The sequence below is a fragment of the Streptomyces sp. NPDC001880 genome (assembly GCF_053594575.1).
Map to the genome: position 1 here is coordinate 1 of NZ_JBSFET010000122.1, position 12639 is coordinate 12639.

The following is a 12639-nucleotide window of genomic DNA, read 5'->3' on the forward strand; positions in this document are numbered from 1 at the left end:
CTGGCGCTCTTCCTGACCTCGGAGGACTCCTCGTACATCACCGGGCAGCCGTTCGTGATCGACGGGGCCGGAGACTTTTACGGCACCCCGCGAAGAGGTTCCGCAGCTAGGACTTAACGTTAGACACGCTGGAGCAAGTCAACCCAACGCTATTATTGCCGATGCAAGCCCAAAATGTATAAGTCTTGCCCTCGGGCAGATCTCCACCTACGTTCACCTGGATCGGCGAGTTCTTCCCAAACGTACCTGCTTCACGAACAGGACTTGTCCCCAGATAGGCTCCGATTCCATACCCGTCGGCTTCAACATCGACCGCCTTAAGAGTGTCCCCATTCGCCGTCCAGTATGCCGATCCAAGTATTGTGTTACCCCGATGGATCAGTATGGATCGCGATCCATCACTCTGCATTGAATGAACGTCAAAAGTGATATTACTCGGACCAGCGGAGGCAGTGCCGGCGCCTATGGTCACGACCAAACCAGCTGCAGCAGCGACGGTCCCAAGCAGTCTCGCGGCACGCTTACTCATGGAGATACGCATCTTCACTCATTTCAACACGGTGAACATCAAGTCGCTCGGATCGTAATCGCACTCAAGTTAAAGCGCTAGGCGATATTGAGACATGGCGAAATTCGCCCCCCATTGAAGCACGAAATGCGTGCAATGAACAAAGGGGTTTAAATCTCCGCCTTTCAGTCGATTGTTGAAAAAAGTGGCTTAATTGTCGACTGTCTCATTTAGTTTGAAGCGTGACACTGTCAGCTTTGGCATAGTCTGAGCGTGTTGGCACGCAGTACGCTGGCGCCGTCCGCGACCGTCTTCGTTTTCGTTGCCACGACGGGCCTACACATGGCAGCCAGAACCGCCCAGTCGTGGCCCAACTATGCCGACAAAAAGCCGAGTTCGTGCCTCCACGCCCACCGCCTGGCGGTTGCTCGCCGACATCGACGAGGCTGCACTCGCTTCGCTTCGAGCGGCCCGCGGTTCAGCCCGGAAAATCGCCCGGATGCAGGCCGCCGAGACCGGCGAGGGCATACCTGCCGCTCGGGCCGGCGGACGAGAACTCCCCGGCCTGGTTCTGGACCTCGACGCCACGCTGGTCACCTGCCACACCGAGAAAGAGCAGGCCGCACCCACCGGAGAGCGCCTGTCCGACCTCGACGACCTACGTGCCCGGGGCGTGCTCGGTTCTCGCCCAGCTGCGCCTCCGTCTCCGCGGCGGACCTTTGGGACCGGTGGCCGCGCTGACGAGAAGCCATCCCGCCATTCCGCTTGACACTCCCTCAGTGGCGGGGCGGTAGCCGAGTGGTGCTGCACCCCGCGAAATCGTCGAGACCTGGGCGGCCGGCGACCACCAGGCCCTGGACGATGCCTGGGAGGACGTCATCGTCGACCTGGGATCCCAGTGGGGCCAGTACGAGTACGTCACCAATATCGGGTTCGCTGCGTAGATCATCGCCACAGACCGCCGTGTGTGCTCCCCTGAGTGCCTGTCAGTCGCCCTGGGGCTCCTGTTCGGCTGATTTTCGCGCTTCAGAGGGGCACGCAGTGATCTTCGGGTGTCAGGTGCCCGGCGGGCGCTGCATGGTGGCGGGCCGGCATCCCAGGCCGAAGGGCTCTCCGGGGAAGTAGCCGGCGTTCCGGGTGCCGCCCAACACCTGACCGGCCCTGGCCGTCGCGCCTGGCGGATCCTCGGGACCGGTGGCCGCGCCGACGAGGGGCTGCCTCGTCATCGATGCAGCCCCAGGGCTTGTAGTCGATGTCGCCGTCCCACCGGTAGTGGTCGTCGGTCGTGGGGCTGCTGATGCGGAGGGCCGCCGCTTCCCCGCAGGCCGGAGTGAAGGCGGTGGTGCTGTTCAGGTCCCGGTCTCGGGCGGCGTGGACAGGAGATAGCAGGCAACCCGCGTGCGGGGCAGTCCAGTTGTGGAGTTTCACCCGATCGTGACGGATGGTCACTTATGCAACATCCGCGCAGCTGTGACATGCGCCACTCGACGCGACTCCCTTGGCAATGCCGCGTCGCACCAGGTGCGGATGTCACCGCAGGTCAGTGCGGCTGCATCATCCGTTACAACATCACGTTCCGCCAACGTGGTGATCGGTGTCGTTTTGTCGGTGGGTGTTCGTCATTGTTTTGTCGGTGGGTTGGTGGGGTGTCCGGGCTGGTGGTGCGGGGTGCTGGGTTCTGACAGTGGATGCCGATGAGTGACTGTCGTTTTTGCGGGGTGTGGTGGTCGGTTTGCTGCTGATCGCTATCAGGGGTGGGGTGTTCATGCTGGTCAGTGGGGTGGTGTGGCCGGGGTTGGCCATGCGGGGTCGCTGGTCAGGATGTTGATGGCGGGGGTGATTCCTGATGCTGAGGCGATGCCGGTGAGTTGGTTGTGGTGGTGGAAGTTGGTGTGCTGGAACAGGTGTCTGCTGGGGTGGTGGTGACCGTTGAGGTAGTGCCAGGCCCGTGCGGCGGTCAGCAACGGCTGCGCCCATGTGGGGACGGGGTGCCAGTGGCGTGTGCTGGTGGGCCGGTACGGCCGGCGGGGGAGGGCGAGGGCGGTGGCGTCGGGGGGCGAGGTCTGCGAGCCGGACGGCGGCGAGTTGTTCGGGCTGGTCTGTGTGGCTGAGGAGTTGGGCGGCGAGGAGCCCTGCGTGGAGCGGGTGCCCGATCTGCTGTACCTGCTGGATGAGTTCGCGTCCGCTGCCACGGGTGTCGGCGCCGGGGACGTCTGTGGTGTGCGGCCTCGTGCCCGGGTGTGCAGGGCCTTTCTCCCGGAGCCTGTCCCGGGCCGCGTCGAAGTCGTCGGTCCTCTGGTAGCCGGTGCTGAGCCTGGCTGCTCGTTCGGTGAGACGGGTGTCCGGTTTACGGTGCCAGATGAGGGTGAGGTGGATTCCGGTGCGGGCTCGGAGTGTGTCGAGTTGTTCCCACCGCGCCGGGGTGAGGGTGTGGGCGCGCAGGACGATGAGGTGTCCGGTCCGGTGGGCGTTGATCCAGGAAGCGGCTGCGGTCCAGGGGGGGCCCACCATGTCTGCCCACGAGGCGCGGTGCCTGGGCGCGTCCATACCGCGGGGCGGGAGCTGTTTGCTGAGCGCGCACAGGATGTCCTGGGCCAGGGCGGGCGGGGCGGACGAGCCGGGGGAGGGGTGGAGGGTGACGCGTCCGTTCTCGGGGGAGTGCGCGTCCAGGGCGGCTGTCGTCCATGCGGGGTGGTCGTCGGTGTCGATGACGATACGGACTGCTCGGGCTGCTGTGTGTCTTCGGTCTCGTGAGGCTGTGCTGCGCGTGGCCGGGGTGTTGCTGCGGCTCACATGCCGCCGATCTTGCTGTAGACCCAGTGGATGAGCTCTTCGGTGACGTGTTCGGTGCCGGTCTTGTCCATGCCGGAGACCAGGTGGGCGGTGATGTTGGCCCAGTTACGGAAGCTGCCGTGGGCGGCTTCCTGGTCGACCATGTCGATCAGCGAGGGCTCGCAGGTGGCCCATATGGGGTGGAAGGCGGGAATGACTTTGCGGATCTGGTTCTTGGGCAGGCGAGTGAACTCCTGCCAGATGTAGATCCGCGAGGCCAGCATCGGCTCGCGCCGCAGTACGCGGTAGCAGTTTTCGCCGCCGGCGAAGATGACCGCGATGTCGGTGTGCTTGTCGTCCCACAGGTGGCGCCAGAACTCGAATCCGGTCCGGCTCATCCACTGTGCCTCGTCGCAGACCAGGACCCGGAACTGTTCGGCGAGAGCCTCTTTGAGGAGGGCATCGAACTCGCTGGGCCGCCTCGGTGGTTCACCGGGCAGCCGCAGCGCCTTGAACAGGCCGTGCCGGATGTCGCGCGGGGTGGGTCCGGCCCGTAGCTCGAGCCGGTAGGTTGCCCGCGGTGCCAGCTCGCGCAGGGCGGAGTTCACGGCCATGGTCTTGCCGTAGCCGGCCGGCCCGTACGCGCACATCATGGCTTTGGCCTTGATGACCGCTTCGATGTTGTCCTTGGTGGTCAGCAGTGATTCCGTGCCGACCAGCTGGGCGTCTTCGAGGCCGAGGAAATGATCGTCACGCATCGCGGGCAGACGCCCGTAGGCCAGGTCAGTTCGTGTCACTGTGATGGTCCTTTTCCTGCTCGGTGGGCGAGGGGTCGATGGGCCTGGCCCAGTGATCGGGCGCGGGAGTGTGCGGGATGAGGTCGGGGCGGGCCAGCGTCCTGCGCCCGCTCCGACCGGTCTCGTCGAGCTCGCCGGCCGCTTCGCTGTGGGTGGGGGTCCGGCTGCGTGTGGCGGGCGCGGCAACGGTCTGGGCCTTGAAGCGGTCCCGCCGGAGCTTCTCGGCGGCCTTGAGATCGGCGCGCAGGCGGCGGGCGGCCGCGGTGCGCGCGGCTTTGAGCGCACGGATCTGCTCGCCAGTGGCCGCGTCGGCCAGGTACGCGCTGCCCAGATGAGCCCCGGCAGTGTCGAAGACCTCGATGAGGTCGTCATGGTGGGGAAGGTGCCGGACCACGACGCGGGTGCCGGTACGGCCCACCATCCAGTCGGCTATGTAGTCCCGGCGGTGCCAGCGGACGCCGTGAGTGGTGATGGTGCGCTCCCGCCCGTCGTCCTCGAGAGCGAAACCGGCGAGCTGCTCGGCCGGAACATCGGCCACAGGGGTGGGATCGGCCGCCCACGCCTGGAGCGGCGTCCTGCCGCCCAGGGCATCGGGGCGGTGCTCGCTGTTCCACCACCGCACCCAATCCAGCAGGCCGCTGACGAAAGAGGCGAAGACGAGCGCGGGAGCGTCGGGATCCGCCGGGCGCCCGCCGGTGAGTTTCTGGCGGCCGGTATAGCGGGGGAGTGAGACGAGGAACATCTCCTCCACCGCGTCGTTCAACGCCTCGATCGTCCCCTTCAAGTGAGGGGTGTAGGCGGGCAGGTCGGTGACCGCGATGGCGAACGCGCCCATCGCGCCCGTGACTGTGCGGCACAGGAACTCCTTGCCCCGGTCCACCCGGATAGCGGCGGGCAGCCCACCCGCGGGCCCGTACGGCGCCCGCCGGTCGATCGCGGACCGCAACGCGGCCAGGACCGCGTCCCTGGACGGTGCGTGCGGGGTGACGGCCACACCGACGATCACCTTGGTCGCGCAGTCGATGAGCCAGGTCACCCACGGACAGACCAGCTAGCCCTCGACGTCCACCTGGACCGGCACCCGCTTGTGATCGCCCTCCCAGACCACGTTGCGATGAGTGGGCGGACGCTTGGCGAACACGTCATGCGCCCGCCGCGCCTTCTCGCCCTGCCTGAGCCCGGCCCGCTCGCCGGCCGTCAGGTCCCGGCGAATGGCCCGGTGCAGTGTCGCCAGCGAGGGAACCTCGGGCCGCCCGGGATCCTTGCGGGCACGCTCGACGAGCTCGGCATGGACCCGGGAGGCGTTTCCGCCCCACAAGGCCAACAGCTGCCGGACCTCAGCCGTCACCGTGAACCGCCCGGCCGGCATCCGGTCCAGGCGACCCTCCTCCCGGGCAGCGGCCAGCCACCGCCACACCGTCCGCTCCGACTTCCCCAATGCCCGTGCCACCAGGCGCACATGCGCGGCCGTCAGCTCTCCACGCCCGTCGAGGTCCAGCAGCCGGGGCATCGCCGCCGCCCGCCCCGACGTCGGCGGGAACACTGCCACCGGACCATCTACAGGATCCTCGCCACGGCTTCCCGGCATGTGCGGCCCCTCTCCGCCGAATACGGACAGCACGGCCTGCCGTCCTGGTCCCAGGTATCCCAGCCCTTCGGCACCCAACTGACCGGAATCGGCATACGACTGACAGCAACCATCGCCATCCGGTACAGCCGTGCCCGCGCACGGGCCGGCGATCTGCTGGACGGCCTTCTCGCGGGCGTCGTAGAGCTGACGGGTGCACTTCGGATGACCGATTCGAGGACCGGCCTCGGTCACCATGCCCGCCAGGCCCACTCCACGCCCACCTCGGCGAGCGCCGTGCACCGCCCGGTGATGGACGTCGCCAGGGTGCCGCACGAGCTGATCGACTGGACCGCGCGGCGCGGGGAGCAGATCGCCGCCCTCGGCTTCCACGCGATAGCCATGGGAGAAGCTGAGGGCGTCCGGCAGGCGGGTCAGTAATCGGGTCAGCGGGTGATCCTGGAGGTATGGCCCGTGTGCGGTTCTGCGCGTCGTGCGGGGCCCGGCTGCTGAGAAACGCGGCCGCCCGGCGCCGGTACTGCGGTGACGCCTGCCGGGCCCAGGCGTACCGGGACACTCTTACCGCGGACTGCATGCGCCCGCACGAGCTGGGACGTGCCACACAGGGCCGCCGTACCTCATGTGTGATGAACTATGGCCCGGTTTCCAGACGTTGATCTCGTCTCGGCAAGAAAGTGGGAGGGACCGTGAACCTTGGCGGGGGGACGTGGCAGCGGCTGACCGCCGTGGCGCTCGTCATGGCGGTGGCGGCCGGGTGTACGGGTCAGGGCGAAGGGCCGGAGGGCGGGAACGACAAAGACCTGCTGCGGAACCACGACTGGACGCAGATGCCGGGCACCACCGCGCGGAACGACATCCTGCGGGTCAGCGCATCGGATCGGCACATCGTGGAGCAGGACTCCTCCGGCGGCCAGCCCAATCCCCCGCTGAACCTGGCCGGCCCGCATCTGAGGTCCGATGGCGACTTCACCGTCACCGCACGGATGTCCGGTGTGGGCGACGATGACGGCGACTCATGGCTGCGGCTGTACGGACGGGTACCGGTCATCTACGACGAGTGGCGGCAGGAGCGGCCCTCACTCCGCGTCGGCGTGACCGCCGACGGACAAGTGAAGGTACAGATATGGGACGGCGAGGGCGACGAGCCAGCCACCTCCAAGGTTTTCGACTGCGGCTGCTCCGGGACGGTGACGCTCGCCGTGTCGAGCATCGGTGACACCTTCCGCGTGAAAGCCGACGGGCGGCGGCTGGGAACCGTGCAGGACCCGGGGGTGTTCGCCGAGGGCACTGTCTGGTTCGGTCTGGAGGCGGACGCGGGCGAAGACGAGCGCCGCGAGGGATGGCGTCTGACGCAGCTGATCGCGCGGGCAGAGAGCGGTGACTCGCTCCGCGTGGTCAACGCGCCGCAGCTACGCCAGGAGCAGTCCGACGACTCGCTGCGTGCGCGGGCCGCAGACGTGGGGCGGCCGTTCGACGTCGGCGCCGCCCTAGCCGAGAACCCGCTGCTCACCGACTCCCGCTACCGGGCGCTCGCGGGGAGCCAGTTCTCCATGCTCACTCCGGAGAACGCGTTCAAGCCACAGTTCCTCCACCCGCGCCGGGGCGTCTACGATTTTCGCGACGCGGACCTACTCGTACGCTTCGCCCGCGCAAACGACATGAAGGTTCATGCGCACACCCTCGTCTGGCACGAGGCTCTGCCCAACTGGATGCGGGAGAACGACGATCCCGAGGAGGTGCGCCGGACCATGCTCCGGCACATCGCCACGGTCGCCGGTCACTTCAAGGGGAAGGTCGCGGAATGGGATGTGGTCAACGAGCCCATGTCCGACGACAAGGAGAGCTACACCAACGGGGATCTTGGTCTGCGCTCCGAGCAGAGCCCGTGGTTCGAGGCCATGGGCGAGGAGTACATCGACGAGGCGTTCAGGGCCGCCCACCGGGCCGATCCGAAGGCACGGCTGTTCCTCAACGAGTACGGGGCCGAGGAGGAAGGCGAGCGGTGGGACGCCCTTTACGATCTGGTCAAGCGGCTCAAGGAACGGGGCGTACCGATCGACGGCGTGGGTTTCCAGAACCATGAGTACGCACCCGGCGACCGCATCGACCCGGAGACCTTCCGCAGCCATGTGCGGGATCTGGCGGAGCTCGGGGTCCAGGCGCGGGTGTCGGAGATGGACGTCCCCATAGGCGAGAACGAGGAGGACGGGCGGGAGACCCAGGCCGACGAGATGGTGGGCAAGCTGCGGGTCTGCCTGGAGGAGCCGAACTGCACATCGTTCTCCACGTGGGGATTCACCGACCGGTACGGTTCCACCGCCGACACCAAGATCTATCCTCCGCGCACGGCCGATTCCCTCCCGTGGGACGCGGCCCTGCGGCCGAAGCTGGCGTACGAGCGCCTGCTCGAGGCCTTTGACGAGGCGTGAGGCATCAGGGCTCCCGGACCACTGGGGCCCTACCCACGCTGGGCACTGTCACGTTGGCTGACCGGGTGGGATGATCTTCGGGTTGATCATGGTGGAGGGGGTTGTCCGTGGGCAGTACGCCGCCGTCGTGCAAGGGCACCGGTACTCGGTCGAGGTGATCTCCCAGCGTGTGGCTGTACTTCCGCTTCCCGTTGTCATTCCGTGAGGTGGAGGAGCCGATGCTGCAGCGCGGCGTCATCGTGTCCTACGAGACGATCCGCCGGTGGCGTCTGAAGTCCGGGCAGCCCTCTGTCAACGCGCTGCGCCGCCGATGTCCCCGCCCCGGCGACAAGTGGCATCCTGACAGGCACTGTCACGTTGACTGACCGGCCTGGGATGATCTTCTGGTTGGTCGTTTCTCTCAACTCCGGCGGGCATGAAGGGCTTCGTCGAGGCTCGTAAACTCATGAAGTGGCATTCATGAGCACCCCGCACTGCTGCTTCCTGTGATCGGAAGGAGCTGAGGGCGATGTCGGACGGCATCGCCCTCCTAGGCGTGCCTGCTACGCGAACCACGTTCCCGACGCTGCCTGTTCTTTCCTGAGGCAGTGACGTTCTGTGCGCGCGTCCAGGCACGGTCTCTTCCCTTCAGCCTTGCCAGGAGTGCCTCGTGCCCGTGTTACTTCCCCCGCCCTCGGACTGTTCCTAGACCTGCTGCGCTGCCCGACGCGCCACACGCGCCGCCTGCACCCCGACCGCGGCGCACTGCGCTGTGCGGCGGGCCATACCTTCGACATCGCCCGCCACGGCTACGCCAGCCTCCTGACAGGCACCCGCGCTACCAGCGGCGACGACGCGGCCATGATCCAGGCTCGGGACCGCTTCCTGGCCACCGGCAGGTACACGCCCATCCGCCAAGCCGTGACCCGCCTGGCGGCCGACGCCGTGCCTGAGCGGGGCACCGTGGCGGACGTCGGGTGCGGCACGGGCTACTACCTGGCCGGCGTTCTCGACCAGCTGCCCGGCACCCGAGGTCTGGGCCTGGACACCTCGGTGCGCGCGCTGCGCTCGGCAGCCCGAGCCCATGAACGAGCCGCTGCGGCGACCTGGGATGTCTTTCGCCCATTTCCTCTCGCCGACGAGGTGGCCGACGTGGTGTTGGACGTGTTCGCCCCGCGCAATCCAGCCGAGTTTCACCGGGTACTCCACCCGGCCGGCCAGCTGATCGTGGTCCGTCCTACCGATCGACACCTGGTCGAGCTGCGCGGCCGAGTGCCTGCAACGGTCACCATCGACCCTGCCAAGGAACAGCGCCTGCACCGGGCGCTGGACCCCTACTTCACAGTCACTGTCACCGAACAGGTGGAGTACCCCATGGAACTGGTCGGACTGGAGGCCCTGGACTTGTTGGAGATGACACCGAGCGCACGCCACGTGAACCGTGCAGACCTGAGCGATAACGGCCTCCTGCCCGACCAGGTCACTGTCTCTGTGCTGGCCACCGCCTACCAGCCCCGGCGACCACGAGTGGGCGCCTGCGCCTGCTGACCGACGAGCAGCGGGCACGCCTGGCGCCCTGTCTTCCCTGCAACGCCGGGAAGACAGGGCGCCCGTTCGCCGACCACCGTCGCATCATCGACGGGATCATCTACCGGTACCGCACCGGGCTCCCATGGAGAGATCTGCCCCGCGAGGCGTTCGGCCCTTGGCAGACAGTGAGGCACAACAGCTACCAGCGCATGCCGAGGACGCCGAGTTCGGCCCGCCGTTCCGCAATGAGCCTGTCCGCCCGTTTACGCACGTTGTCCAGCCACACACCGAGCTTGACCACCACGGGCCCGCCAGCACCGTCCTGACGGCCTGTCGGGACCGCCACCGCCTCCAGCTCCTCAACGTGCTTCCTCGGCACCCGAAGATGCCCCTCACGAGCATGGAACTGCCGTGCGGCGCGGAGGTTCACCGCCCACCTATCGTCCTGTGTCCGTTTCACCGGCCGCTCCGCCTCCCCAGCAGGTTCGACCCCGAGGACGTTCTCCAGCAACCACTGCTGTGCGGGCAGGAGCTGTTCCCACCCGTGCCGCTGCGCCGTAACCCAGCGTCCGAGGTCCTCGCCCTGCACGATCACTTTGCCGACCGCCACAGGCAAGGCCCCGCCGTTCTGGAGGAGTTTCTGGACGAGCCGGAAGCACCGTTGCCATCCCGTGTCCCATACCGGGCACCATCCCGGGTCGATCTCTTCCAGCGCCGCGCGCCGCGCCTCGGTCAAGGCACCTGCACTGGAAGCAACGGGGAGGCCGGCCTCCCGCCGCTGTGCGTTCTGTTCCGCTGCCCTGGCGGCGAAGCGCTGGTTCTTGGCCCAGGTCCCGACGGGGTATCCGTTCCAGACCGCGGTCGCGGGCGGCAACAGGTGCCCGTGCACGGCCGCCCAGGCGCGGGCGGCGGTGAGGCCTTCCTCGAACGCAACGTCCTGATGGGACCAGACCATGCCCAGCCCGGCCAGCTGTTCCACCCGCCCCGCATCCAGGCGCCCTGCTTTGTGGGTTTTCCGCTGGTCGGCGAGCCAGGTCCCCAGCGGGAACCCGGCCGGCACCCAGTCATCAGGGGTGACATAGTCGTACGGCACCCGCAACTGCTGCGCCCCGGTTTCCTTCACGTACCGCACGCATGCCTGGATACCGCGCCGCCAGAATGTGTTCTCGGGCTCGATGACCCGCAGCTTCACGAACCGTGCCAGCAGCGCGGGATCCCGGGGCGTGCTGAACTTCAGCAGCTCCCGCGCAGGCACACTCGGCCCCCGCTCGCCCTCCGACACTTCCCGCTCAGCTACCGCCTCGCCTACCGCGGCACCCTCCGGGTGCCAACTCCCGCTCCGGACACGAGGATCGGCGAGGTGTTCGATCGTTTCGGTGTCGTGTGCCCGCAGCGCGCCGAGGACCTTCGCGAGGGTTCCGTACGCCTGGGAGGTCAGCATTTCGTCCGGTTTTTCACCCGGAGCGAGGAATACCGGAACAATCAGAGAAGCGATCTTCCCTTGACCGGGCTTGATTCTCAGGGCGCGTCCGACCATTTGCACGATATCGATCATCGACCCCCGTGCATCGCAGAATGCGACGGAATCACAATTCGCCGTATCGACACCCTCGCCCAGCACCTTCACCGAGCTCAGCACCCGCAACGCCGCCGGCACCAACCCCTTCCCCGACCGCCGCCCACCCCTGCCACCCCTGCTGCGCCCCCCGACGCCACCCTCGACCAGCTGCGCCTGACCCTGGTTCTGGTTCGTGATGGTGTCGGAGGCGAACTCTTCCAGGACGGCGCGCCGGTGGGCGGGCGGGTGTTCGCCGTACAGCCAGTCGGCCCATACCCGCTCCGGCTCTGGGTAGCGTCGCGGATCGTCTTCCCATAGCTTCCGGGCTGCGTCGACGACTCCTGTGGCCATGGCTTCGGCTTCACTGACCCGGCTGTGGAACGTCAACACCTTGCGTAGGTTCTCTTCGGCGGCCGCGGTCACGAGCCCGGTCTGCAGTGCCGCGAGCCGTGCTCCGCGTGCGGCGTCCGACCCGTACCCGGCCTCCTGACGCAGCTGATGGCATCTTCGTCTGGTCGTGCACCGCGGCCCACGGCTTGCCTGCGTACCCACTGGTGCGGTGCGCCTCGTCGACGACCATCAGGTCAAACGCACCCAGGCCGGCACCATGGGCGCGCTGGAGAATGCCGAGGCCGACGGCGGCGTACGTGGCGAACACCGTCACCCGCTCCAAACCCCGTGCCCAGGCCACGAGTTCACCCGGATCGGTCGTGCACGGCACACCGTCGGAGTCGTCGGCCCGGAGCGAGCAGACCCCGACCATCGCCCCCGTACGGCCACCCTCCCGCCACGCGGCCGCGGTCTGGGTCAGAAGATCCAGTGTCGGCACCAGGACCAGGACATGCCGCGCGCCGAGTTTCTCGGCGGCCGCGACGGCGATCAGGGTCTTCCCGGAGCCGGTCGCGGCGATGACCTGGGTCCGCAGCCCCTCGGCCGGCAGGTGTCCGCTCGCAGGTGCCTGCAAGACCCTCAGAACCGCGTCGACCGCCTCCACCTGATGCGGAAACAACTCCTTCAGCGTCACCAGAACTTCCTCTCATCGAACGCTTCAGACATATTTTCAAGCCAGAAAAGACCCGGATCCCTGTGCCGCAACATGCATTTTTTCAGCGACAACCAAGACACAGACAATCGACCCCAGGGACAGAGGCAGGGTGTCGGCTCACACTCCTTAATCTAGCTGGGTATCAAGAGTGACGCACACCGACTGTAGAAGTGTTTCTGAACCGCCAGTCTGTCCATCTGCGCAGAGCCGTCCCTGTCAACCCATGAACCCTCCTGACAGGGACTCAAGGGACCAGAGATCGGGGTAGGAAGCCCCGATCTTCACGACCCGTCACCGCATCTCCCAGCAAGGCCACCCCAACCCGTAGCCAGCCAAGGGCCGTGCGGAGCATGGCCCGCCGCCCGGATCGCGGAGCGATACCCGGCGCGCTAAACCAAATTGACTAGCCCGGCCACGGCTATACGAAGAGCAC

The 12639-nt window shown here is 67.2% G+C and carries 8 protein-coding genes and 4 pseudogenes; 6 read left to right on the forward strand and 6 right to left on the reverse strand.

Going from position 1 to position 12639, the window contains the following annotated elements; translation table 11 throughout:
- Positions 1 to 1326 precede the first annotated feature (1326 nt).
- Positions 1327 to 1452: pseudogene (locus ACWCQ6_RS32810) on the forward strand (transcriptional regulator); the annotation flags it as partial.
- 111 nt (positions 1453 to 1563) lie between these two features.
- Here ACWCQ6_RS32810 and ACWCQ6_RS32815 read toward each other — a convergent pair.
- The 4 genes and pseudogenes from ACWCQ6_RS32815 to ACWCQ6_RS32830 form a co-directional block, all read right to left on the reverse strand.
- Positions 1564 to 1734 carry a hypothetical protein gene (locus ACWCQ6_RS32815; protein ID WP_451095475.1) on the reverse strand — a complete coding sequence of 57 codons (171 nt, stop codon included), beginning with the start codon at positions 1732 to 1734 and terminating at the stop codon, positions 1564 to 1566.
- A 546-nt stretch (positions 1735 to 2280) separates the two neighbouring features.
- The gene (locus tag ACWCQ6_RS32820; protein WP_451095477.1) at positions 2281 to 2700 is read right to left on the reverse strand and encodes a hypothetical protein; all 420 of its coding nucleotides are present in this window, start codon (positions 2698 to 2700) and stop codon (positions 2281 to 2283) included.
- 597 nt (positions 2701 to 3297) lie between these two features.
- On the reverse strand, positions 3298 to 4077 hold the full coding sequence (locus tag ACWCQ6_RS32825) for an AAA family ATPase (RefSeq protein WP_451095479.1): 780 nt from the start codon (positions 4075 to 4077) through the stop codon (positions 3298 to 3300).
- A pseudogene (locus tag ACWCQ6_RS32830) lies at positions 4064 to 5587 on the reverse strand (transposase). The gene ACWCQ6_RS32825 and the pseudogene ACWCQ6_RS32830 overlap by 14 nt, the downstream one beginning before the upstream one ends.
- Positions 5588 to 5665: 78 nt before the next feature.
- On the opposite strand from ACWCQ6_RS32830, the gene ACWCQ6_RS32835 reads away from it, so the two are divergent.
- The 5 genes and pseudogenes from ACWCQ6_RS32835 to ACWCQ6_RS32855 form a co-directional block, all read left to right on the forward strand.
- Positions 5666 to 6085 (forward strand): hypothetical protein, encoded by a 420-nt coding sequence (locus tag ACWCQ6_RS32835; protein ID WP_451095481.1) that lies wholly within the window; start codon positions 5666 to 5668, stop codon positions 6083 to 6085.
- Between the two features lie 266 nt (positions 6086 to 6351).
- Positions 6352 to 8094 (forward strand): endo-1,4-beta-xylanase, encoded by a 1743-nt coding sequence (locus ACWCQ6_RS32840; RefSeq protein ID WP_451095483.1) that lies wholly within the window; start codon positions 6352 to 6354, stop codon positions 8092 to 8094.
- Positions 8095 to 8182: 88 nt separating this feature from the next.
- Positions 8183 to 8438 (forward strand): annotated as a pseudogene (locus ACWCQ6_RS32845) (IS6 family transposase); the annotation flags it as partial.
- A 298-nt stretch (positions 8439 to 8736) separates the two neighbouring features.
- Positions 8737 to 9621 (forward strand): putative RNA methyltransferase, encoded by an 885-nt coding sequence (locus tag ACWCQ6_RS32850; RefSeq protein ID WP_451095485.1) that lies wholly within the window; start codon positions 8737 to 8739, stop codon positions 9619 to 9621.
- A pseudogene (locus tag ACWCQ6_RS32855) lies at positions 9609 to 9806 on the forward strand (transposase); the annotation flags it as partial. The gene ACWCQ6_RS32850 and the pseudogene ACWCQ6_RS32855, both read left to right, overlap by 13 nt.
- Here ACWCQ6_RS32855 and ACWCQ6_RS32860 read toward each other — a convergent pair.
- A complete protein-coding gene (locus ACWCQ6_RS32860) occupies positions 9803 to 11512 on the reverse strand; it encodes a Helicase associated domain protein (protein WP_451095489.1) in 1710 nt (569 codons plus the stop codon). The pseudogene ACWCQ6_RS32855 and the gene ACWCQ6_RS32860 overlap by 4 nt on opposite strands.
- 10 nt (positions 11513 to 11522) lie before the next feature.
- Positions 11523 to 12185 (reverse strand): DEAD/DEAH box helicase family protein, encoded by a 663-nt coding sequence (locus ACWCQ6_RS32865; protein ID WP_451095487.1) that lies wholly within the window; start codon positions 12183 to 12185, stop codon positions 11523 to 11525.
- Between the last annotated feature and the right edge of the window lie 454 nt (positions 12186 to 12639).

Coding starts and splice junctions, on each gene's coding strand:
- ACWCQ6_RS32815 (WP_451095475.1), bottom strand. CDS start 1,734: ATGACGAGGCAGCCCCTCGTCGGCGCGGCCACCGGTCCCGAGGATCCG.
- ACWCQ6_RS32860 (WP_451095489.1), bottom strand. CDS start 11,512: ATGGCCACAGGAGTCGTCGACGCAGCCCGGAAGCTATGGGAAGACGAT.